This window comes from Pseudogracilibacillus sp. SO30301A (assembly GCF_037072025.1).
Taxonomy (GTDB): Bacteria; Bacillota; Bacilli; order Bacillales; family Amphibacillaceae; genus Pseudogracilibacillus.
This window is the reverse complement of the sequence record NZ_JAXHDD010000019.1, coordinates 45,351-69,890: the sequence shown is the minus strand read 5'-3', so window position 1 is coordinate 69,890 and position 24,540 is coordinate 45,351. Positions and strand designations below refer to the sequence as shown.

Annotated in this window: 22 protein-coding genes and 1 riboswitch; of the genes, 15 read left to right on the top strand and 7 right to left on the bottom strand. The window is 34.6% G+C overall.

The annotated features are described in order from the left end of the window. Positions 1-154 precede the first annotated feature (154 nt). Positions 155-334 (top strand): sporulation YhaL family protein, encoded by a 180-nt coding sequence (locus tag SPD89_RS11180; RefSeq protein WP_336262037.1) that lies wholly within the window; start codon positions 155-157, stop codon positions 332-334. Between the two features lie 39 nt (positions 335-373). On the opposite strand, the gene SPD89_RS11175 is transcribed toward SPD89_RS11180, so the two are convergent. From SPD89_RS11175 to SPD89_RS11165, 3 genes are all read right to left on the bottom strand, one after another. Further along, positions 374-1,246, bottom strand: a complete 873-nt coding sequence (locus tag SPD89_RS11175; RefSeq protein ID WP_336262034.1) for a peptidylprolyl isomerase — start codon at positions 1,244-1,246, stop codon at positions 374-376. Between the two features lie 207 nt (positions 1,247-1,453). Beyond that, positions 1,454-1,825 (bottom strand): YtxH domain-containing protein, encoded by a 372-nt coding sequence (locus SPD89_RS11170; protein ID WP_336262033.1) that lies wholly within the window; start codon positions 1,823-1,825, stop codon positions 1,454-1,456. Positions 1,826-1,847: 22 nt separating this feature from the next. After that, the gene (locus tag SPD89_RS11165) at positions 1,848-2,276 is read right to left on the bottom strand and encodes an HIT family protein (protein ID WP_336262032.1); all 429 of its coding nucleotides are present in this window, start codon (positions 2,274-2,276) and stop codon (positions 1,848-1,850) included. A gap of 476 nt (positions 2,277-2,752) precedes the next feature. Here SPD89_RS11165 and SPD89_RS11160 point away from each other — a divergent pair, with 476 nt between their 5' ends. Continuing rightward, entirely contained in the window at positions 2,753-3,496 is a 744-nt protein-coding gene (locus SPD89_RS11160; RefSeq protein ID WP_336262031.1) for an ABC transporter ATP-binding protein, read from the top strand. Continuing rightward, a complete protein-coding gene (locus SPD89_RS11155; RefSeq protein WP_336262030.1) occupies positions 3,489-4,700 on the top strand; it encodes an ABC transporter permease in 1,212 nt (403 codons plus the stop codon). Before SPD89_RS11160 ends, SPD89_RS11155 begins: the two co-directional genes overlap by 8 nt. 444 nt (positions 4,701-5,144) lie before the next feature. Here the strand turns inward: SPD89_RS11155 and SPD89_RS11150 are convergent, their stop codons facing one another. Then, entirely contained in the window at positions 5,145-6,320 is a 1,176-nt protein-coding gene (locus tag SPD89_RS11150; protein WP_336262029.1) for a M20 family metallopeptidase, read from the bottom strand. 650 nt (positions 6,321-6,970) lie between these two features. Further along, positions 6,971-7,149, top strand: a riboswitch (Lysine riboswitch). A 117-nt stretch (positions 7,150-7,266) separates the two neighbouring features. Here SPD89_RS11150 and dapA point away from each other — a divergent pair. From dapA to SPD89_RS11135, 3 genes are all read left to right on the top strand, one after another. After that, the gene (gene dapA, locus SPD89_RS11145; protein ID WP_336262028.1) at positions 7,267-8,151 is read left to right on the top strand and encodes a 4-hydroxy-tetrahydrodipicolinate synthase; all 885 of its coding nucleotides are present in this window, start codon (positions 7,267-7,269) and stop codon (positions 8,149-8,151) included. Positions 8,152-8,275: 124 nt separating this feature from the next. After that, positions 8,276-8,698: a disulfide oxidoreductase gene (locus SPD89_RS11140; protein WP_336262027.1), complete on the top strand. Its 423-nt coding sequence runs from the start codon at positions 8,276-8,278 to the stop codon at positions 8,696-8,698. Between the two features lie 74 nt (positions 8,699-8,772). Then, on the top strand, positions 8,773-9,255 hold the full coding sequence (locus SPD89_RS11135) for a thioredoxin family protein (RefSeq protein ID WP_336262026.1): 483 nt from the start codon (positions 8,773-8,775) through the stop codon (positions 9,253-9,255). Positions 9,256-9,531: 276 nt separating this feature from the next. Here the strand turns inward: SPD89_RS11135 and SPD89_RS11130 are convergent, their stop codons facing one another. Together SPD89_RS11130 and SPD89_RS11125 are read right to left on the bottom strand one after the other, a co-directional pair. Then, the gene (locus tag SPD89_RS11130) at positions 9,532-9,981 is read right to left on the bottom strand and encodes a DUF2512 family protein (protein WP_336262025.1); all 450 of its coding nucleotides are present in this window, start codon (positions 9,979-9,981) and stop codon (positions 9,532-9,534) included. A gap of 110 nt (positions 9,982-10,091) precedes the next feature. Beyond that, entirely contained in the window at positions 10,092-10,592 is a 501-nt protein-coding gene (locus SPD89_RS11125) for an antibiotic biosynthesis monooxygenase family protein (RefSeq protein ID WP_336262024.1), read from the bottom strand. Positions 10,593-10,757: 165 nt separating this feature from the next. Here SPD89_RS11125 and SPD89_RS11120 point away from each other — a divergent pair, with 165 nt between their 5' ends. The 4 genes from SPD89_RS11120 to hemY all read left to right on the top strand — a co-directional run bounded on the left by SPD89_RS11120 (position 10,758) and on the right by hemY (position 16,715). Next, positions 10,758-13,139, top strand: a complete 2,382-nt coding sequence (locus SPD89_RS11120) for a transglycosylase domain-containing protein (RefSeq protein WP_336262023.1) — start codon at positions 10,758-10,760, stop codon at positions 13,137-13,139. 166 nt (positions 13,140-13,305) lie between these two features. Further along, the gene (hemE, locus tag SPD89_RS11115) at positions 13,306-14,340 is read left to right on the top strand and encodes a uroporphyrinogen decarboxylase (RefSeq protein ID WP_336262022.1); all 1,035 of its coding nucleotides are present in this window, start codon (positions 13,306-13,308) and stop codon (positions 14,338-14,340) included. 21 nt (positions 14,341-14,361) lie between these two features. After that, a complete protein-coding gene (gene hemH, locus SPD89_RS11110) occupies positions 14,362-15,288 on the top strand; it encodes a ferrochelatase (RefSeq protein WP_336262021.1) in 927 nt (308 codons plus the stop codon). A gap of 32 nt (positions 15,289-15,320) precedes the next feature. Continuing rightward, the gene (hemY, locus tag SPD89_RS11105) at positions 15,321-16,715 is read left to right on the top strand and encodes a protoporphyrinogen oxidase (protein ID WP_336262020.1); all 1,395 of its coding nucleotides are present in this window, start codon (positions 15,321-15,323) and stop codon (positions 16,713-16,715) included. 733 nt (positions 16,716-17,448) lie between these two features. Here the strand turns inward: hemY and yhfH are convergent. Continuing rightward, a complete protein-coding gene (gene yhfH / locus SPD89_RS11100) occupies positions 17,449-17,577 on the bottom strand; it encodes a protein YhfH (RefSeq protein ID WP_336262019.1) in 129 nt (42 codons plus the stop codon). 168 nt (positions 17,578-17,745) lie between these two features. Between yhfH and SPD89_RS11095 the strand changes: the two genes are divergently transcribed. From SPD89_RS11095 to addB, 5 genes are all read left to right on the top strand, one after another. Continuing rightward, complete coding sequence (locus SPD89_RS11095; RefSeq protein WP_336262018.1) at positions 17,746-18,480, top strand: MBL fold metallo-hydrolase; 735 nt, start codon at positions 17,746-17,748, stop codon at positions 18,478-18,480. Positions 18,481-18,541: 61 nt separating this feature from the next. Further along, a complete protein-coding gene (locus SPD89_RS11090; protein ID WP_336262017.1) occupies positions 18,542-19,537 on the top strand; it encodes a lipoate--protein ligase in 996 nt (331 codons plus the stop codon). Between the two features lie 211 nt (positions 19,538-19,748). After that, positions 19,749-20,270 carry a competence protein ComK gene (locus SPD89_RS11085; RefSeq protein ID WP_336262016.1) on the top strand — a complete coding sequence of 174 codons (522 nt, stop codon included), beginning with the start codon at positions 19,749-19,751 and terminating at the stop codon, positions 20,268-20,270. A 143-nt stretch (positions 20,271-20,413) separates the two neighbouring features. Beyond that, complete coding sequence (locus tag SPD89_RS11080; protein ID WP_336262036.1) at positions 20,414-21,055, top strand: TVP38/TMEM64 family protein; 642 nt, start codon at positions 20,414-20,416, stop codon at positions 21,053-21,055. After that, positions 21,052-24,540 (top strand): helicase-exonuclease AddAB subunit AddB, encoded by a 3,489-nt coding sequence (addB, locus tag SPD89_RS11075; protein WP_336262015.1) that lies wholly within the window; start codon positions 21,052-21,054, stop codon positions 24,538-24,540. Before SPD89_RS11080 ends, addB begins: the two co-directional genes overlap by 4 nt.

The window sequence follows — 24,540 nt, the reverse complement described above, 5'->3', positions numbered from 1 at the left end:
GAGTTTCCAATAATATTTGGATGATCTAGGAATTCCTTTTCTGATATATCTAGAACTTACATTTTTAAAACTATTTAAGGAACAGTAATTAAATAAATTGAAGGTACATATAAATGAACTAGTGAGAATATTGGACAAGGAGGGAACAATATTGATAGTTGATATTCCTTGGTGGGTTTTTTTGATGATTTTATTTATATGTTTTAGCGGGTATATGGCGCTTCGTGCAATGCGTGCGGAGAGAAAATTAGAACAGCAATTTATTGAGCGAGAAGGGCAGATTTATATGGAGAGATTGGAGAAAGAAAGGGCTAGGAGGCAACAGTCAAATTAAAAAAACAGACGATACAGTTGATCGTCTGTTTTACTATTTTTAGCCTATTACTTGGCTCTCTTCAAAAATATTTTTAAATTCATCTAGCTTGATATCAATGTCGGTATCGTCAATTATTTTGTTCATTTTTTCCATTGCTTCTTGTGGATCAATTTTACGCTCCATTAAGTTGCGGCGAATTTCAGATTCATTTTCTTCTAATGTTCCAACATCTTCTTCGACTTCTTTTTTATCTGTAACTTCGATAATATGGAAACCATAGTCAGATTGAACAGGTTCGCTTATGTCGCCAACTTCCATTGTAAATGCTTTATCTTCAAATTCTGGAATCATTGAGCCAACAGTGAAAAATCCTAGTTCACCACCTTGAGCAGCACTTGCATCATCTGTGGAGTATTTTTCTGCTAATTTCGCAAAATCTTCACCTTTGTCCAACTTTTTCTCAACTTCTTTTGCCGTATCTTCATCTTCAACTAAAATATGGCGTGCTTCTATTTCGGTAGTCATTCTGTCATAGTAAGTTTTAATTTCCTCATCAGTTACTTCGATACCTTCTGTGACAGCAGCTTCTTGTAGCAGACTATTCTTAATATCTTTCTTTAAGTCTTCCTCTGTAAGTCCTTGCATTTCTAGTACTTCTTCATATTCTTCACCGACTTGTTCTTTTATGGTTTCTAATTCTTCTTCAATCTGTTTGTCGGTTACCTCATATTTGTCTTCTAACACGGTAAATGTAATTAACTCTCTTAATACTTCTGCACCATTTCGTGCTTTTAACTCTTCATAAAATTCTTCTTTAGTTACATCCCCAGCATCCGTTTTTGCGACGATATCAGGATCTCCATTCGAGCCACAAGCTGTAAGGCTTAAAATTCCTATTGATAAAGAGGTTGCTAAAATTACTTTTTTCATTGTTACACTCCTTATGCTACTTCCTAAACACAGTTATATGAATTAGCGTATTTTTTTTTAGATAAAATACTCTTTTTACAGGATACCACATCTAGTGAAATAGATAAAATATTTTTAGTATAAACTTAGTATATTTTATATTATAACGATTAGAAAAAGGAGTGTCATAAAAAAAGAAGGTCAATATCTATCAACCTTCTTTCTTCATTACGCTTCACTCTTTTTTTCATTTATTTTTTCTTCTAATTCCTTAATACTAGCTTGAATTTGTTCTAAGTATTCATGAATATTTTCTTGCTGTGGCTCGATTGCACTCTTCCATTCCTCAACAGATGTTTTCATCTCTTGCGTAAGCTCGTTAATAAGTGCTACGCCTTCCTTCGATGTTTTTGCTATCTGATCTTTGAGACGTAAACCATCTTGAATGATATCATCGACAATTTTTTTCCATTCTATACTTTGTTGTTTTACACGGTAACGAAGTTCTCTTCCCGAAGAAGGTGTTGTTAATAAAGTTGTTGCTGCACTAATTGTTCCACCTACAATAAAACCAATAAGGATTGATTTACCTTTTGACATTTTTATGCTCCTTTCTCTTTAGTCAATTGATTGAACTGCTTATTTTTTCAGCGATTTCTTTTAGTTCTTCCATTGAAAATTCATCATTTCGTGTTATCCATTTTGCATCAAATCCATCCTCATCGCTGTATCGAGGAATAATGTGAATATGCAAATGAAACACAGATTGTCCTGCCATGATTTCGTTGTTGTTTAATAAATTCATTCCGACAGGGTTATATGCTTCTTTAATTGCTTGTGCGATTTTTGGAACTCGAGCAAACAATTCACCCGCCACGTCAGCAGGAGTTTCGTAAATATCTCTCGTATGTACTTTTGGAATTACAAGTGTATGTCCGGTTGTTACTTGACTAATATCCATAAAGGCATAAACATGATCATCTTCGTACACTTTTGCGGATGGTATTTCACCTTCAATAATTTTACAAAAAAGGCAATCGTCATGTTTCATAAGTTAACAACTCCTCCGTATATAGTGATTGTAAGTACAGTTTATCATAAAGATTCAGACAAGTATATGAAGGTTATGTTAAATCTATATTATAAGTTTTCTATTTATTATCGTTTTTTATCTTCGTGTGAGAAAGATGCATAACTTAATAAAATGAAATGTTTATATTGGAAATAAAATTAACAGACTGCACTAAACATCCATTTAGCACAGTCTGCTTTAAGAAGAAGCCGAGTTAGCGACCATTTGACTTCGGGGACATTTTTCGGCATCAATGATGCGTTTAAGTGATTTATATCTCACTAAAACAGATGGTCAGCACTATAACGATAAAGGATATAGTGGCTTTCTCGAGTTCTTCATTCTTTATTGTAATCATTTCTTTAAATATTATACATCATGTTAAAATATATTATATACTAATGGTTAATGACTTCTTTTATTTTAAATAATTTATACAGTTTGAGGAGGATTTGATGAAACCGTTATTGCAAATAGATAATCTGATTGGTGGATATACGAATAAGAATGTTTTGCATAAAATTTCTTTTAACGTTAACAAAGAAGAAATCGTTGGGTTAATCGGACTGAATGGAGCCGGTAAAAGTACAACAATTAAGCATATTATTGGTTTAATGCAAGAAAAAAGTGGAACGATTCAAATCAATGGACAAACTTTTAAGCAGGATCCAACCGCATACCGAAAACAAATCGCTTATATTCCAGAACAACCAATTCTTTATGATGAGTTGACATTATATGAGCATTTACGTTTAACAGCAATGGCCTATGATATAGAAGAATCTGTTTTTAAAGAAAGATTGCCAACACTCCTTAAAGCATTTCGGATGGAGCGACATTTACATTGGTTTCCTGTTCATTTTTCAAAAGGAATGCGCCAAAAAGTAATGATTATGTGTGCATTTTTGATTGAACCAGCTTTATATATTGTTGATGAGCCATTTGTAGGACTTGATCCTTTAGGGATAAAATCGTACTTGGAATGGATGGACGAGATGAAAAGTAAAGGGGCAGGCGTATTAATGTCGACACATATCTTAGCGACTGCAGAGCGATATTGTGACAGCTTTGTTATTTTACATGAAGGGGATATTCGCGCCGTGGGATCACTTCATGAGTTGCAAGAGGAATTTCAAATGCCTAATGCATCACTAGATGATATATATGTTCAATTGACGAAGGAAGAAAGTAATGTTTAATCCAAATGAATTATTTAAACAAAGATTAAGTGAGCATATTAAACTTCTAAATCGATATTTACGCTATATTTTTAATGGGCATTTCATGATCGCCCTTCTATTTATGATCATTACGCTCGCCGTTTATTATCAACGATGGTTGGAAAATATCAATGAAAATTTTCCAGCAGCATTTGTTATTGCGCTAGTGCTTGGGTTCGTCGTGAGTTATAATCCAATCCAGATGTTTTTAAAAGAGCCCGATAAAGTGTTTTTAATTGTAAAAGAAGAACAAATGCAACCATACTTTCGCTTAACACTTGTCTATAATTATGTTGTTCAGCTCTATTTAGTTTTGATCGCAATGGCTGCCGTCATGCCATTATATGGACAAGTATATCTAAATAGAGGAAAACAAGATTATATATTGATTTTTATTATTATTCTTGTTGTGAAAGCATGGAATTTGATTTCTAATTGGTATATGTTAAAAATTCGTAATGTAAAGATAAGAATTTTTGATAAAATCATTAGAACGTTATTAAGTATTGCGTTATTTTACTTTTTCTTGGTAGGGCAATTCGTTGTTATAATTACTGTGTTCTTTTTTGCAGTAATTGTGAACAACATTATCTTAGCGAGAAGACAATCTGGACTTGCCTGGGATGTATTAATTGAAAATGATCAAAATCGTCTTGCTTTATTTTATCGCTTTGTAAGCATGTTTGCTGATGCACCGCAAATAACGAAACGACTAAAGAAAAGAAGGTTTTTTGCTTCTTTAGTCAATAAATATATCTCGTTTAAGCATGATGCAACGTTTGATTATTTGTATCGTCTAACGTTTATACGCAGTGGCGACTATCTAAGTATGTACATTCGTTTAATAGTGCTCGGGGGCATAATAATCTTTTTTGTCCCTAATAGTTGGTTGAAAATAATTTTTGCTTTATTATTCATTTATATGGCAAATTTTCAGATGATTACACTCTATTACCATTACCGAACAAGTATCTGGTTAGATTTGTATCCTGTTAATCAAACGATAAGAAAAAAAGCTTTTTTAAAATTGCTTACTCAGTTAACCCTTATTCAAACGATTATTTTTGCTGCATTATTTTTAGTCTGGTTTGATTTTGTAAGTCTTGCATTGACCTTAGTGACGGGAATATTGTTTAATTATTTATTTAATTATGGATATGTAAAACGAAAAATTGAAAGTTAAAAAGAGATTGAGACATAGCTTTAATGATCGACACCTGAATGACTCGACCTGCATGTCGAGTCGATTCACAAGATGTCGAGTCGATTCGCAACATGCAGAGTCATTTTCCAAGATGTCGAGTCGATTCACAAGATGTCGAGTCGATTCGCAAGATGTCGAGTCGATTCGCAAGATGTCGAGTCGATTCGCAAGATGTCGAGTCGATTCGCAAGATGTCGAGTCGATTCACAAGATGTCGAGTCGATTCGCAAGATGTCGAGTCGATTCACAAGATGCAGAGTCATATTCCAAGATGTCGAGCCGCTTTAATACAAAATATGTAAAATCCTCTGTCAAGTTTATGGATATTAGCAATAAAATCTGCGAAAGAGCCGATAGAAAAATCCGAACTATTATAGTTCGGATTTCTAAGACTAAAACGATTTGTCCTAGCTTTTTATCCTATTATTTATGTTTTTCCTGATAAGTAAAATAGGCACCGATAAGCATTTTTGCTGCAATCGGCATTGCTTTTTCATCGAAATCAAATTTAGGATGGTGATGCGGATAAGTATGTCCTTCTTTTTTAGCGCCAGTAAAGAAAAATGCTCCTGGTTTAACGTTTAAATAATGAGCAAAATCTTCTCCACCCATTTGTGGGGCAACTTCGATTGCATTTTTAACTCCCGCTATATGTTTGCTTGCCTCAAAAACAAGTTCAGTTTCTTCTTCATGATTGATGACAGGTGGATATCCTTCAGAATATTTAAGTTCATATTCTGCATTGTTTGCAATACATATACCTTTTACAACCCGTTCCATTTCTTCTTTTACAATGCTTTGAATTTCCGGATCAAGATAGCGGACAGTTCCAATTAATGTCGCTTTATTAGCAATAATATTAAATGTAGTTCCTGCATGAAATCGTCCAATAGTAATAACAGCTGTTTTTAAAGGATCGATTCTTCTGCTAATAATATTTTGCAATTGTGACACTACTTCTGCACCAATTACGATTGCATCTTTTGTTTGATGTGGGTAAGCACCATGACCACCTAGGCCTAAAATAGTAATTTCAAAACGATCAGTACCTGCCATAAATACGCCTTGTCTCGTTTCTATATTCCCCAATGTAGAAGTCGCCCATAAATGATTTCCAAATACAGCATCGACATCATCTAGTTTGCCAGAACCGACTATAGAAATGGCACCACCCGGAGTTTCTTCTTCAGCATGTTGATGCAAGAAGACAATGGTTCCTTCAAGTTCGTCTTGAAATTCTTTCATCACTTTTGCAAGAACGAGTAATGTCGCTGTATGGCCATCATGACCACATGCATGCATTGCTCCAGGGTTTTTTGATTTGTATGGGACATCTTTTTCATCTTGGATGGCTAATGCATCAAAATCTGCTCGTAATGCGACAGTTTTACCAGGTTTAGCTCCTTTTAAAGTTGCAATAACCCCGTTACCGCCTATATTTTTCTCATAAGGTATTCCTAGATTCTCATAGTAATTTGCAATATATTCAGCAGTTTGATATTCTTCAAAAGATACTTCAGGATATTGGTGTAAATAACGTCTTATTTCGACCATTTCAGAAAACATATTGTCAATCGCTTGATGGATTCTTGAAAGCATAAAAAAGCCCCCTTTTTAGTGGAAAATATTACTCCTCTAGTATAGCATTTTTTCTAATTAAAACGATATTCACAGAACTTTTATATTTTTAACATTAGCTAATCTTCCTAATTGGAAAGGTATAATATTACTAATTTATTCGTTTAATGTAAATGGAAGATGTTTTGCTTAGATCAATATAATTTTCACCAACTTGAACAAGGGGATGAACGGGATCATTTTTGGAAATCAGAAGTATTCTGCCTTTACTTCCGTTTGTTAGTACGACTGTGTTACCGATTAAGCTAGTCATGATATTTCCAATAAACAACTTTGTTATTTGTAGTGTTGCAGGGCTACAAGCTTTTGCCGGTGATTCGTTCCAACATAATTTTTAATAATTTGAAAATAGCATGATTTTTCATAATGGCATATTCCTGTTCGGTTAATTTTTCAGGTTTATTTAAAATTTCTTCCGGAATATATATTTCCCAATATCATGTAGTAATGCTGCGGTTGATAAGCTCTTTATGAATAAGTCCCACCCATTTACCAATTAAACTTGCGATTGCACTTACATAATATTTTCAATTAAGTTCTTGCATCCTCTATGTTAATTTGTTATATTACAGTTAATTAAATATTATTTTTCTAAATTCACTAATTTTCTAAGTGAGTATGGAGGCGCAAAAACCATTAGTAAATAATCGGATGGAGAGTGAGCTCTGTAGAGGGTTATTGAAAGGGGAATTTGCCGAAGTTTTAAGAAACTCATTATCTTAAAGCTGGGTCTGTATCGAATAGGTGCAGGACTGTCATATAGGAAACTATATGGAGGGCTATCTACGCACGGAATGTAAATAAGATTACTTTCTATGCAACAGCGGGTCGTCGTTGTTGCATTTTTCGTGTCCAGTATTCAAGCATAGCCTTTATGTTTATCAAAATCATAAAAGGGTGTGAAGAAATGAATTTTGGTCAAGTTGTTACTGCTATGGTTACTCCGTTTGATCGTCAAGGAGAAATTGATTATTCTGCAACAAAAAACTTAATTGAACATTTAATTGCTAATGGGACAGAATCGGTCGTTGTCGCTGGGACAACTGGTGAAAGTCCAACATTGTCGAAGGAAGAGAAAATTGAATTGTTTAGATTTGTCGTTCGTGAAGTAAATGGTAGAATCCCAGTCATTGCTGGAGCTGGATCAAATAATACGAGAGAATCTATTGCACTTACGAAGGAAGCGGAAAACTGTGGTGTAGATGCGATTATGCTTGTTGCACCATATTATAATAAACCTCCACAAGAAGGGTTATATCAGCATTTTAAAGTAATTGCCGAAGCAACAAGTTTACCGATTATGGTTTATAATATTCCTGGGAGAACTTCAGTTAATATTGATGTGGATACAATTGTTCGTTTATCTGAAATTGATAATATTGTCTGTGTAAAAGAAGCTAGTGGAGATTTAGATGCAATGGCTGAAATTATAGGTCGAACAGATGATGATTTTGTATTATACAGTGGTGATGATAGTTTAACATTACCGGTACTAGCTATCGGTGGCGTTGGAATTGTTTCGGTTGCTGCTCATATTGTCGGAAACGAAATGCAAGAAATGATCCATGCATTTAAATCTGGAAATGTGGCTGAAGCAGGTGCGATTCATCGAGAATTAGTACCTACGTTTAAAGCTTTATTCTCTGCTCCAAGTCCAACACCGTTAAAAGCAGCATTAAGTATGAAAGGCATTCAAGTAGGAGAAGTACGGTTGCCACTTTTACCATTAGATGATGAACAAGTACTAGAATTGAAAAGACAATTGCAATTACAAATTACGCGCGCAAGCTAATCGACTAAGACTAGAAAAGCACAGTATACATCCTGTGCTTTTTTTAGTTTAAGTTTTTCTGATTGTTCTTAGAGGAGTATATTAGTATACTAATAGAAGCATTGAAAAACTAAGGAGTTTTCAAATGAATATTTCTAAAAAACATGAGAATTATTTTTTAATTATTTGGACTCAAGCGCTAGTAGCTACTTGTGGAAGTTTATTTTATTCTGAAATAATGGGCTATATCCCTTGTGAATTATGTTGGTATCAACGTATTCTAATGTATCCACTCGTAATTATTTACGGTGTAGCAATTTTGAAAAAAGACGCTCAAATTGCTCTGCCCGGACTTATTTTAAGTGGAATAGGTATGTGTGTTTCCGCATATCATTATGCATTACAAAAGTTACCAGCTTTGCAAGGTACGGGCGGATTTTGCGGCGACATTCCTTGTAACTTACAATATGTAAATTATTTAGGATTTATTACGATTCCATTTTTGGCTGGCGTCGCATTTGTTGTTATTTTTAGCTTACATCTTGTGATTCTTCGTACAAAAAGATAAGTAGAAAAATTATAAATGTATTAAGATATTATTTAAGATAATCATACAGTTCTGATTAATTTGGAGGAAATATAATGAAAAATAAAATGTTTATTATCGTTGGTGTTATTATACTTTTATTTGTTGCTTTATTTTTTGTAAATAAATACAAAAATAATCAAGCCTTAGAAAATACCGATAATCCATACGGAAAAGATACGCTAAAACAAGAAACGATTGATCAACTAGATGATCCTTTATATCAAAATATTATAGTACCGGAAGACTTAGATAATAAATTAGAAAATGGGGAAGATATTACCGTTTATTATTACAGTCCGACATGTGTTTACTGCCAGCAAACGACCCCAATAGTAGTGCCGATAGCAGAAGAAATGGGCGTTGATTTGAAGAAAATGAATTTACATGAATTTGATTTGATGGATCACTATGGAATAGAAGGTACACCGACAATTATTCATTATGAAAATGGAAAAGAAGTAGGGCGAATAGTTGGTTCACAAGAAAATCCTGAAGAAACATTCCGTGCATTTTTTGAAGAATATGTTGTAAATTAATAAAAGTGCGTGTTCAAAAAGGAGGATAAAAAGGACCAAGAAGTTCGAGGCGGCGCAGCTCCCGTCAGCGGATGTATGCATTTAAATACATGAGCAAAGATCTGGCACGCAGAAAAAGTGCTTTCCTTTTTCAAGGAGCGGAAAAGCAAGCCAACGAAGAAATTCGCAGTGTCATTTTTACCGGACTTTTTGAACATCCTCTAAAAGCGAGCTCATGTAACGTTGGGCTCGCTTTGATTATGAAAATGAATTTAATTTTACCCGAAACTTTTAAATCTATTTATCCTTATCCGTTTTGTCAAATTCATTAGCAACTTCAGTTTGGAGTATTTTATCTTCTTTTTGCTTATAGTGTTTATCATCATCTTGAACATTCTCAAAAACAACATTGAGCAAATACCTATGGTAAAATAATTCTCCAATTAAAATTAATAGAGCAGACATGAAAGCAGCGTTTGTGATAGAAATGAGTGAAAATGCTTCGTTCAATATAAACCTTCCAATAAACCATAAACCAAAATAAACAATAGCAAAATCACCGACTGCAGCCATTATATTGCCTATTCTCGGCAATAGGTATATATCCACTAAAAATGTAACAGTTGTCAAAATAATACTTGCAACTAAAATACTCCCAAAAGATACATTAAAATAGAGACCAAGTACTATCCATAAAACGAATGTCATCATAATAAATTTTATGATGAAAGCAGTAATCCTCCGCATGAACATCATCCTTTATAATGTTTTCGTTATTATTAGAGTTTCCAAATCTAATTTCTTCATACTTTTAAAAGGAGATGTTTTGAGGTGTATTCCATGGCCAGGTAAACGAATTATTCTTCTTCTTTCATCATAAAATAAGTAGCTGTAAAAGGTCGATCAGCAAAATAAGCCGGTAGTCTTGCCATATTGACAAAGTCTATTTCTTTAAAAAGATCTGATTTTTGCCAAGTTAAATAATGTTGTTCTGTTTTCCATTGCGTAAAAATAATATAATGATTTCGTTTTTCTTGCTTTAATAATCTTGCGGCAACTAGGCCCTTTGAATTATTAATTGATGGAAACCTTTTTTTGACTTGATCTTCAAATATAGTAGCTCCATCTTCCATGACAGGTATATTTTCCATCACAACAAAACCTTCTTTATTGACATCGCCATATTTAGTTTGTACTTCAAAAGATCTTCCTGAGACAAATACACCTTTTTTTCGCTTGCTCTCATAATAAGCAAGCGTTGTTCCAGCTTTTTTCATAAAATAAAAGTTAATTTTTGGATAAGAATCGGCAATTTTTTTTAGAACCTGGGTAGTACCAGTTGTCATAAAAGCCCACATAAAACCCCCTCCTTGATTCTATATTACCCTATTTTTAAGTATGATAGTCAAATGTTTCTACGCTAATTTTCGTCGTGAATATTACCTCACTTGCGAGAAATGTCGTATAATAGAAAAAGATAATAACTTGTAACTATTTTTTACACAGTCACTTGAGGTGATTAAATGAATTCAAACGAACGAGAGACAAAACCGAAAAGAAGATCGGATCGACATAAAAATAAATCGCAAATAAGTCGTCGTAACGTTCGAGAACATAAACAGTTTCACATCGTAAAAGAAAAGGCGAAAGATTTATTAGTAAGAACAAAAAACAAATTATTTCGTAGAGAAAAAGCCGTGAATGAAACAGCGGACGAAACAAGAACAGGACAAAAAAGAAGCAAGACAACAGATGAGAATAAAGGTTTCCGCCTTTCGGTCAAGCATGTAATACTATCCCTTGGTGTGGTAATTGTTTTAGCATTAATTGCTTATACGACCATTTTATATGGGGGGAAAGTAATCGCTGATGAAGATAAACTGGCAATTTCTCCACCTACGACAATAGAAACAGAAGATGGGGAAATTATTTGGTATTTATATGATGAATATAGACTACCGGTTGACCTGGAGGAAATTCCTGATCATGTAAAAGATGCATTTGTTGCGATAGAAGATAAGCGTTTTTATAACCATTCTGGAGTTGATTTTAGATCAATTATACGAGCGATTTATCGTGATATAATTGCTAGAAGTAAGGTTGAAGGAGCAAGTACGATAACGCAACAATTAGCCAAAAATCTATATTTAACGAATGATAAATCATGGCTTCGTAAAACAAAAGAAGTAATGATCGCATTATATTTAGAAAGAGAATTTACGAAAGATGAAATTTTGGAAATGTATTTAAATGCAGTTTATTTTGGACAAGGACAATATGGAATTGAAGCTGCCGCCAATAAATATTTTTATAAATCAGTAGGTGATTTGACCCTTGAAGAGGCTGCTCTTTTGGCAGGAATGGTAAAAGCTCCAAATGGATATTCACCAATTGATCACGAAGAAAAGGCGTTAAATAGACGAAATCTTGTCTTAGAAACAATGAGTGATGCAGGTTATATATCAGAAAAAGAAGCGGAGGAAGCGGCAAAAAAAGAATTACAATTAAATATTGCCCAACGGAAAATAAATCCTGCTTATCATACGATTGTTGATATGGTCATCAAAGAAGCAGAAGAACTTTATGGAATTACAATGGAAGAACTAAAAATGAATCGTTACAGGATTATTACCTCGATGAATGAGGATGCCCAGCAAATTGCATTCGACCAATTCCAACAGGATGGCTATTTCCCGGGAAATGACAAGGAAACTGTCGAAGGTGCGTTTGTAATGATGGATCAAGAGGATGGCAGTATTGTTGCTGCGCTTGGCGGTAGAGATTATGTAATGCGTAATCTTAATCGTGTGTATGGAGAAAAAAGGCAGCCAGGTTCAACGATGAAACCACTAGCAGTATATGCTCCAGCATTAGAAACGAAAGAATTCAACCCATACTCTACACTTCCGGATGAGTTAAAGGAATGGGACGGGAAAAAAATTCGAAATTACAATGACAATTATGAAGGAGCTGTTTCTCTTTATAACGCACTGAAATACTCAAAAAACACATCTTCTGTATGGCTATTAAATGAGATCGGCATAGATTACTCGAAGTCTTATTTAAAGAAAATGAATTTGGAAATTGAGGATAAGGATCTTGGTATAGCATTAGGTGGGTTAACAGAAGGATTAACTCCCCTTCAAATGGTACAAGGGTATCGTACATTTGTGCATAGTGGAGAAATGATTGAGGCACATACAATTTCTGAAATTTACAACCAAAAAGGGGAAGTAATCGCATCAGCACAACCAAAAACAACGGAGATTTTTTCATCGCAAGTTGCATGGAACATGACTGAAATGTTAATGGGTGTAGTGGAAAGTGGAACAGGAACAGCTGGTTCCTACCCGTATGAGTTAGCTGGAAAAACAGGAACAACAGATCACCCTACGGTAGAAGGTGAATCAAAAGACGCTTGGTTTGTAGGTTTTACACCTGAATATGTAACAGCTCTTTGGATGGGGTACGATAACACGGATGAAAATCATTATTTGACCGGTGGCAGTTCGTATCCAACTGAATTAACGAAAAAAATCTTATCCGAATTTGCCCAAAGGCAATCAGTTGTTACTACATTTACAAAACCTGATAATGTTGTCGCTTTGGAAGAACCGGTCGATTTACCGCAAATTAATGATTTGGCTAGCTCTTATATATTTGGTGGCTTAAAATTACTAAAAGGAAAATTGGAATGGACAAACAGTGGTGATGAGCGAATTGTTTATCGTATTTATGAAGAGAAGAAAGACGGAGATGAATTAATTGGTGAAGTAAGTGGCGGGAATGAATTTATTGTTGAAGACTTTTCTATATTTAGAACGAATACCTACTATGTTGTGCCATATGATCCAGTTGCACAAGTCGAAGGTGAACGATCTAATATGGTGAAATTAACATTTTAATACTATCATCTCAAACATTTTTGTCGAAATTGTCACGGAATATTAGACAAGTTTTTGACAAACATAACCTGTCACTATACAGTTTAAGTGAAAACATTTATAGTGTTAATGGGAAGTCTGTTTGTTATTAGTACATTGGATGGTAAAAGAAAAGGGATGATAACAGATGTCAGAGAAGTTCAATGATACAATTTTGCGCGCATATAATGGTGAGAACACAAGTCATACACCTGCATGGTTTATGCGTCAAGCTGGAAGATCTCAAAAAGAATACCGGGAAATAAAGAAAAAATATTCCTTATTTGAAATTACGCATCAACCGGAGCTTTGTGCTTATGTGACAAGACTACCAGTTGAACAATATGGTATAGATGCCGCTATTTTATATAAAGATATTATGACTCCACTTCCTGCAATGGGAATCGATGTTGAAATAAAATCTGGAATTGGGCCAGTTATTGATAACCCAATAAGAACTATAGAGGACGTGGAAGCTCTAGGTGAGTTAAATCCAGAGCAAGATATTGATTACGTATTAGAAACAATCAAATTATTAACAGAAGAACAACTAACTGTACCGTTAATAGGATTTAGTGGAGCACCTTTTACCCTGGCAAGTTATATGATCGAAGGTGGACCATCAAAAAATTATGCAAAAACAAAAGCACTTATGTATAGTGAGCCGAAAATTTGGTTTACATTAATGAATAAGTTAGCAGAAATGATCATCGTTTATGTACGTGCACAAATTCAAGCAGGGGTTCGGGCAGTACAAATTTTCGATTCCTGGGTCGGTGCTTTACATGCAGATGACTATCGCACGTTTATTAAGCCAACGATGGATCATATCTTCACAGAACTTAAAAAAGAAAATGTGCCGTTAATTCTCTTTGGTATCGGGGCAAAACATTTACTTAAGGAGTGGAATGATCTCCCTGTAGATGTGATTGGATTAGACTGGAGAACGTCAATTTTAGAAGCACGTCAAATTGGTGTAACAAAAGTATTGCAAGGAAATCTTGATCCAGCTATTTTACTTGCTGATTGGGATACAGTTGAATCACGTACGAAAGCAATTTTAGATGAAGGTATGAAGGATGGTCGTCATGTATTTAACCTAGGACATGGCGTTACACCTGATATTACCCAGGAAACATTGAAAAAATTAGCGCATTTTGTTCGTACATATTCTGTGCGATAATTTTGATAAGAGGTGAATATTTTGGGAAAAGAAAAAGTGGCATTACTAGTTATGGCATATGGAACTCCTTATAAAGAGGAAGATATTGAAAGATATTACACACATATCAGACACGGAAGAAAACCATCGGAAGAGGCGTTACAGGACTTAACTGAACGTTACCAAGCAATTGGTGGTATTTCTCCACTTGCAAAAATTACCGAAGACCAAGCGAAAGGAATTGAGGAAACATTAAATTCCATGCAAGACGAGTATGATTTTGACATGTATATCGGATTGAAGCATATAGAACCATTTATTGAAGATACAGTAGAGCAAATTGCCAAAGATGGACACAAGAAAATTGCTTCCATTGTTCTAGCCCCACACTATTCTACATTCAGTGTTAAATCATATAATGGCAGAGCGAAAGAAGAGGCCGAAAAACATGGTTTAGAAATTTATTCTGCTGTTGATTGGTACGACAAGCCTGGATTTATCCAATACTGGACTCGGGAAATTGAGAAAACATTTGAGACTATGCCAAAAGAAGAACAAGAAAATTCGGTACTTATTATCTCAGCACATAGCTTGCCTGAGAAAATTTTAGAAGGCGGAGATCCTTACCCTGGACAACTCGCCAAAACAGCAAAATTAATTGCTGAAAAGGTAAGTGTGCCAAATTATGCAATTGGTTGGCAAAGTGAAGGAAATACTCCTGAACCTTGGCTCGGACCAGATGTACAAGATTTAACTCGAGATCTATTTAACGAAAAAGGGTATAAAGCATTTATTTATGCACCAGTAGGTTTTGTTTCTGATCATTTAGAAGTTCTTTATGATAATGACTATGAATGTAAAGTAGTATGTGATGAAGTTGGTGCAAATTACTATAGACCGGAAATGCCAAATACAGACCCGTTATTTATCAAAACACTTGCAGAAGTAGTTTTGGAACAATTAAATTAAATCACATTTTCAAAGAAAAAGAGTGATGCCAAATGAAACAAATTTTAATAGTCGGAGGCGGAATTACAGGCTTAGCCTCCGCTTTTTATATCCAAGAAGAGATAAAGGCAAAAAACCTACCATATAAAATAAAGTTAGTGGAAGCAGAAGACCGAGTAGGCGGAAAAATAGAAACAGTACATCGTGATGGTTTTACAATTGAACGGGGACCAGATTCATTTTTATCACGTAAAAAATCTGCTGTTGACTTAGTTGAGAAACTAGGATTATCGGATCAGCTCGTCCGAAATTCGACGGGACAAGCACATATTTTAGTTGGGAAAAAACTACATAAAATTCCTCCTGGTTCTTTTATGGGAATCCCGACACAAGTTCAACCGTTTTTATTTTCAGGACTCTTTTCTATCAAAGGAAAATTACGAGCGAGTTTAGATTTTGTCAAGCCAAAAGGAAAAGTAGCCAACGATCAATCGTTAGGTCTATTTTTTCGCCGCCGTTTCGGAGATGAATTAGTGGAAAACTTAATCGAACCATTGTTATCCGGTATATACTCCGGTGATGTGGATGAAATGAGTTTAATGGCCACTTTTCCAAACTTTTACCAATTGGAACAGAAACATGGTAGTCTCATTAAAGGGTTAAATAAAACGATGCCAAAACACCCGAAAACAAAACAGAAGAAGCCAGGAATCTTTTATGCTTTAAAGAGTGGCTTTGAATCTTTAGTTGAAGAATTAGAAAAGCAATTAGAAGATGTGATTTCGTTAAATACTGCCGTTGATCACGTCGAGAAAAAGGAAAATGGTTATCATGTACTCTTGAGCGATGGTACAGTTTATAAAGCAGATGCAATGATTATAACATCACCTCATACAACTTTACGAAAAATGTTTAGCCAACATGAAGCATTAAAAACTGTTGAGGAGATTCCAACGACTTCGGTTGCAAACGTTGCTTTAGCTTATGACCAGAAAGCAATTAGAAAAGAACTCGATGGTACAGGTTTTGTTGTATCAAGAAATAGTGATTTTCGAATTACAGCTTGTACATGGACACATCGTAAATGGCCACATACAACCCCTGAAGGGAAAGTATTACTTAGAAGTTATGTAGGTGGTCCTCATGATCCAGATGCTGCTTTTTTAAGTGATGATGAAGTTGTCGATATCGTTTTAAAAGATTTACGTAAAATAATGAAAATAAAAGGAGACCCGAATTTTAAAGTAATTAGCAGATTTAAAAACAAGATGCCACAATATACAGTAGGTCACTTAGAAAGATTAGAAGCAATTCGAGATTACGCTGCCACAAATCTTCCAGGCGTATTCCTAGCTGGTGCTTCATTTGAAGGAGTAGGAGTGCCGGACTGTATTGAACAGGGAGAAAAAGCAGGAACACAACTGTTACAATTTATATCGAAACACTAACAGAAAGACTGTCCAAAGTGGCAGTCTTTCTGTTAGCAGATCGGAAAGTATAAAACTTTCCTACTGCTCACTGGCTAAAAGCGCGACGTCCTGGGACTGCACTTTCGTTCGTCCCACCGTAAAGATTTGTCGCGGGCGCCAGTACTAGCACGTCCTCTGCGTCATAAGTGCAACTATGGCACTCACCATTAAAAGCTTGGTGAATGCCAAGTTTTCTAATATTTATATATGAAATCTATGGTTTGGATTTGTTGGTTCATTTCCTCGCCCGCATTTGCTATTTAATATTCCAATGAATCCGTTCAGTGTCTCCTCCCTCGCTCGTCTTGCTATAGAAAAACCAAAGAATCCGTTCAGTGTCTCCTCCCTCGCTCGTCTCGCTATAGAAAACACCAAAGAATCTGTTCAGTGTCTCCTCCCTCGCTCGTCTCGCTATTGAAAACACCAAAGAATCTGTTCAGTGTCTATTCCCCCGAGCATTTTTACTTCTACATTCCTTTGGATCTGTTCGCTGGCGAATCCCTCGTTCGTATGTATAGGGGATTTTTTTCGGAAAGGTATGAAGCTCTCGAGCGTACCCACGAACAGTAGATTCTAAAACTCAACAAATAATCTCATTGAATTAATACCAAAAAAAATAAGCAACTATTAAAATAGTTGCTTCATCCGGAAAGGAAGTCTTATTATAGAATAGACTATAAAATATTGTTAAAAATGGATTGAACTCTGATTGTTATCTTGCTGGATGATTACAATCATCACAAAGATTGCTGTAACAGTCAGCTTGTTCAACCATTTCATAACCACAGTGTTTGCATTTCTTCTTAGGTAAATTTCTGAAAAATTCAATAACATTAACCAAATCAATTCCTCCTCTGTAGGACTTTTGCTAAATACTTTAATTATCGATTTGTTATATGTATTGTACTATAACAATAAGTGAATTGTCAACACTGTTTTACAACAAAATTTACTTTTTTTAATATTTTTATAAACTGTGTTATAACATTATTAATTTGGAGGGTGGAAAGTGAAACTGACTATTATAGGCTATTGGGGTGGCTATCCTGCAGTGGACAAGGCTTCTTCCATGTATGTTCTCGAGAAAGATGACTTTATGCTCGTTATCGATGTTGGAAGTGGGGGACTGTCTAAATTTCAAAAATATAAAAGTATAACAGATATTACCGCTGTACTATTATCACACTATCATGCAGACCATATTGCTGATGTAGGTGTACTACAACATGCGCTTCTCGTTCAGTCTTATCGTACGGATAATAAAGAGGTTATACCTATATACGGACATGATGAAAATGAAAAACAGTTTAACAGCTTAAATCATGACTATACAAAAGCTATTGCCTACAATCCGAATAATGTTTTAAAAATTGGTCCATTCTTCATCCGATTTTTAAGAACGAAGCATTCTGTCCCTTGTTTTGGAATGCGAATTACGGATGGGGCTAGTACAATAGTTTATACAGCTGATTCAGCTTATCAGGAAGAATGGATTAAATTTTGCCAAAATGCGGACTTGCTTTTAGCTGAATGTAATTTTTATGCTGACCAAGATGCAGCATCATCTGGCCATATGACTAGTACAGAAGTTGGTACCATTGCAAAAAATGCGCATGTAGAAGAAGTCATCTTAACGCATTTACCTCATTTTGGAGATCATAAAAATCTAATTAAGGAAGCAGCAGATATTTATCAAGGAAAGATCAGTCTCGCACAGGAAGGAATGGTTTGGGAGAAGAAATAAGCATACCATGTTACAAAAATGAAAAAAACATTTAAACTATATGTTGAAGGGGTTGGTAAATATGAAATTTATTGATAATAAGGGAATTACAGATCCTTATATTAACTTGGCACTTGAAGAGTATGTATTGAAAAACTTCGGTCAAGAAGATACTTATTTATTATTTTATATAAATAAACCATCGATTATTATTGGTAAAAATCAAAATTCAATCGAAGAAATAAACACTGAATATGTAGAAAAAAATAATATTAAAGTAGTGAGACGTTTATCTGGTGGCGGAGCTGTTTATCACGATGAAGGAAATCTAAACTTTAGCTTTATTACAAAAGACGATGGGAATAGTTTCCACAATTTCGCAAAATTTACTGAACCTGTCATAAGAGCATTGAATGATATTGGAGTACCTGCTAAATTAGAAGGTAGAAATGATTTAGTAATTGAAGGCAGGAAATTTTCAGGAAATGCGCAATTCTCCACGAAAGGCAGAATGTTTAGTCATGGAACGTTAATGTTAGATTCTGAAATTGAGCATGTTGTAGCAGCATTGAATGTAAAAAAAGAGAAAATTGAATCAAAAGGAATTAAATCAATTCGTAGTAGAGTCGCAAATATTGCTGAATATTTAGAAGAAGAAATGTCGATGGAAGAGTTTAAAAATTTAATATTACGTTCGGTTTTTAATGTTACTGATATAGCAGATGTTCCTAAATATGAATTAACAGATGAAGATTGGGAAAATGTGTATGAGATTTCGCGAAATAGATATCAAAAGTGGGAATGGAATTTTGGAAAATCTCCAGCATACAATAAAAAGGCATCCCATAAGTTCCCCTCTGGTTTATTAGATGTTCGTTTAGATGTTAAAAAAGGGATCATTGAAAATTGCAAAATCTACGGCGACTTTTTTGGACTTGGGGAAGTGGAAGATATTGAGAAGATATTAGTTGGAGTCCGCCATGAAAGAGCTGCAGTCGAAAAAGCGTTACAAGATGTGGACATCCCACATTATTTAGGAAGAATAACGAAGGAAGAATTTATTAACCTTATTTATTAGAAACTAGTTGGAAAAATTTATAAGAGTCTGCTTTCTTTCTAATTTTTAGCAAGAAATGCAGATTTTTTATATGATAATTTTAGTCAAAATTCCCCTCTGAAAATTAAATTTTTTTAGATAATTAGGTCTTTTGGTTGCTTTTGTGAGTTTTTGTGCTAAATTAATACATAATCCCTAATTTTTCATTCAAATTAAGAAAGGATGAAAAATTATGTTTGACGAAACAATGATTACAATTTCATATGAGGTAACTCCATTAACGATGGCAGTTTTATCTGGGAAGGATGATAAAGGATCAAGAAACACCGTAGTACTGGAAGAAAAAAAGGAATATACTGTACATACTACCCCTACAAAAATGATCGATGAAGCATGTAAGTTTTTTGGAAGTAGTTTAAAAGGAAGATTAGAAGGTACAAAAGACATTAGTAGAATTACACATAAAGCTCCTATCGCTATTGACCCTTCAAGTGGAATGTATTTTTTTCCTACAGCCTCCCCTTCCAACGAAGAATGCTCTTGGATCGCCCACTCACACGTTAAAGACATACAATCAATCGGAAAAACAAAAACTGAAATTATCTTTAAAAACGGTAGACGCATTATTATAAATGTGTCTTATGGTTCGATGATGAATCAATTACAAAGAACTGCCCAATTTCGCTATTCTTTAGATACACGAATGAAAATCTTAAAAGCAGCGATTGAAAATAAAAAAAAGGATAAAGAATAAGCTGTTAAATCAATGTTCAAATAAAAATACATTATGTATTCACGTTTTTAGTTTATAATATAATATAAATCTGTAAAATGAAAAATTAGGGATTATATAAACAAGATGCCGAATTCTCAAGGAGCACATGAAACGTGGATATTATGTCAGCAGAAGCAATAGAAGAAGCAAGTGAATTGTTTGATACTGTTATCGAACTATTGGATAACTATGAAGCGCTCGGACCAATACCGGGAATATTACTTCCATTTATTGAAGCTTTTTTACCGTTTTTACCTTTATTCGTTTTTGTCATGGCAAATAGTGCAGCATATGGTCTTTTAAAAGGATTTTTATATTCTTGGATTGGGTCATCTGCGGGATCAATTTTAGTATTCTTCCTCATTCGTAAGTTTGGTAATAAAAAAACACTGCTGAAAATCAAACGGAATAAACAAGTGCAACATATTACTTCATGGGTTGAACGTCATGGTTTTGGACCAATGTTTATTTTGCTCTGCTTTCCATTTTCACCGTCGTCCGTCATTAATATTGTAGCTGGGTTATCAAATGTTAGCAAACAACAGTTTGTTTTGGCTGTTCTTTTAGGGAAGTCAGTAATGATTTTCTCCATCGCCTATATTGGATCGAGCATTATGGAATTTGCTAAAAATCCGGTTAAAACGGTCGTTGTTACTGTCTGTATTTTAGTATTTTGGATCTTTGGTAAATTTTTGGAGAAAAAATTATTAAAAAGAAAAAAAACGAGCCTTGAAAATTACGAAGGAGGCGGGGGAGCAAAGTGAGTTTACGAATTATATATGGAAGAGCAGATACAGATAAAACCGAATTCATTGTTCAAGAAATTCAAGAAAAATTACGTTCCAATCCAAACGGAGATCCAATATATTATATTGTCCCGGAACAAATGACGTTTCAGCAGGAATATGCTTTATTTGAGAAAGACATAAAGGGAAGCATCCGTGCTCAGGTCGTAAGTTTTTCTAGATTGGCATGGCGAGTTCTGCAGGAAACGGGCGGAAGTACTAGACAATTTATCAGCTCTACAGGAATTCAAATGATGTTACGCAAAATCATTGATCAACGAGTGGAGCGTTTTTCTATGTTTCAAAAAGCTGTGGACAAGCAAGGGTTTATCGAAGAGCTGGAAGGTATTATTACAGAATTTAAAAGACATTGCATTACACCAGATATGTTACAAGAACAATTACATTATATTGGGCAAAATGTTCCTTTAACGAATAAGTTGACAGATTTACACTATATTTATCATGAGTTAACCGCTTTGCTGCAGGATAAATATATTGATGGAGAAGATCAATTACAACTGTTAGCAAATAAAATTAGTATAGCTTCATTTTTACATAATGCTGATATATATATTGATGGTTTTTATCGTTTTACACCTAATGAACTGGAGATTGTTGCAGAACTATTAAAGGTGAGTAAACAGGTGAATGTTGTCATAACTTTGGATCCGACAGATCTCGGGAACGAACTATCAGAACTTGACCTTTTTTATCAAACAACTGAAACATATTATCGACTCTGTAACATAGCAAATGAACATGATATTTTTATCGAAGAGCCAATTCACTTAAACTCCGAGTATGGGAGATTCGATGATAATTCTCAGTTATTCCATCTAGAAAAGTTCTTTGATGACAGGCCAACACCTGTCTATACAGGTAAAGCAAATAACTCAATTAGTCTAAATGAAGCGGTGCATCCTAGGGCGGAATTGGACGGTGTCATTCAAGAGATTTTACGGTTAGTGCGTAACGAAAACTATCGTTATAAAGATATCGTGATCTTTGTGAGGGAAACAGAAACATATCATGATTTAATTCGTACAATCTTTAAAGATTATAATATACCTGTTTTTATTGATGAAAAACGGGTCATGTTAAACCATCCGTTAATCGAATTTATTCGTTCTTTATTTGATGTCATTGAATCAAATTGGCGTTATGATGCTGTTTTCCGATTATTAAAAACGGGTCTCATACCCGCAACTGATAAAACCTATCCTTTAACTATCGATGCGATTGATGAATTGGAAAACTATTGTTTAGAGTATGGAATCCGAGGAAAAAAACAGTGGCTACAAGAGGGGAACTGGATATACAAACGTTTTCGAGGATTTTCTGAAGCAGCACAAACAGATCGTGAATTAGAAGAAGAGACGAAAATTAATCGCTACAGAAACCAAGTAGTAGAAGCAATGAAACAAATTGATCAGGAGTTAAGCGGGAAAATAACGATAGAAGAGCGTTGTGAAGCCATTTATTTATTGCTGGAACGTTTACATATCCCGAAACAGTTGGAAAAACGAAGAAATTATTTTGATACAATCGGTGAAATTGAAAGCGCACGTGAAGAAGATCAAGTATGGAATGCATTTATTCAGCTTCTTGATGAAGCGGTTGAAATGATCGGTGAAGAAGAATTAACGTTTTCAATGTTCCGTAAAACATTTGAAGCAGGGCTTGAAGCACTGCAGTTTTCTCATGTGCCACCAAGTATGGATCAAGTCATTGTTGGAACAATTGATCAATCACGGATTTCAAGTAAGAAATGTGCTTTTCTATTAGGCGTAAATGAAGGTACTTGGCCAATGAAGCCTGCAGTCGAGGGCATGATCAATGAAAAGGAGCGAGAGTTTTTACAACAATTTGGTGTTGAACTTGCAGCCAGTTCTAGACGTGTATTATTGGATGATTCCTTTTATATGTATATAGCATTTACATTGGCAACAGATTTTTTATGGGTAAGTTATGTGTTAAGTGACAATGAAGGGAATATGAAAACCCCATCTCCAATGATCGGTCGCCTACAGGAATTTTATCCAATATTAAAGACACCTAATTTATTAACAGACCCGGATGAGTTAGAAGACGCTGCAAGGTTTATAACAACACCTGTAAAAACAAGAGCGGCACTAACTGCACAATTATCTCGTTATATTAGAGGATACCATGTAGAGGACATTTGGTGGAATGTACTCGACTGGTATGTACAAAAAGAAGAAAAATATAGTACAACGTATCATGTACTGCAAAGTTTATTCTATGAAAATAAAGCTGTATCTTTATCTGTTGATACTGTTAAGCAATTATATCCGAAACAAGTGAAGACAAGTGTTTCACGTTTAGAGTTGTTAAACCAATGTTCCTATCGTCACTTTTTACAGTATAGTTTGAATCTCGAAGAACGTCGTACATATAAGTTAGACGCACCAGACATTGGTCAACTTTTTCACGAAGCTTTAAAATCTATTACAGAATGGGTGCAAACGGAAAAGGGAAGTTTTGCCGACTTAACAAAAGAAGACTCTGAACAATATGCGAAGAAATCGATCTCACATTTGGCTCCGGCTCTTCAACACCATATTTTATCAAGTACCAATCGGTATAAATATATTAAACGTAAACTTCGTGATGTTATAGCAAAAGCAACATTCATATTAAGTGAACAAGCAAGGGTGAGCGGTTTTTCGCCAGTTGGAATTGAACTTGATTTTGGATTTGATTCAGGACTGGATCCAGTGACAATTTCCCTTCCAAATGGTTATGAACTTATTTTAAGAGGGCGAATTGACCGTGTCGATCAGTCGCTCCAACATGATCAGCTATATTTAAGAATTATAGATTATAAATCGAGTTCAAGAGGCTTACGTTTAGAAGATGTTTATTATGGACTGGCTCTTCAGATGTTAACATACTTGGATGTAGTGTTATCGCAGTCTGAAGCTTGGCTTGGCATGAAAGCTTCTCCAGCTGGAATTTTATATTTCCATGTGCACAATCCAATGATTAATGAGAATGAAAATATCAATGAGCACGCACTTTCTAAGAAAATATTAAAAGAATATAAGATGGATGGACTTATTTCATCAGAAAAAGATGTTGTTCAACTGATGGATACTTCGCTTGAGTCAGGTTGGAGCGATATCGCACCGTTTGGCATTAATAAAAATGGAAGTTTTCGTAAACATTCCAAAGTTGCTGATGAAGAAACATTCGACTTATTAAGAAATCATATTCATCAACTTATTAGGCAAGCTGGGATCGAAATAACATCAGGGAAAATTGAGTTAAATCCATATGAAAATAAAGAAGGAAATGCCTGCCGCTTTTGTAGTTTTAAATCTGTTTGTCAATTTGATCCAACATTAAAAGAGAATAGTTTCAGGAAATTACCGTTACTTAAAGAAGAGGATATTTTAAAGAGATTAGAAGAAAAAACGATGGAAAAAGGAGGGATATAA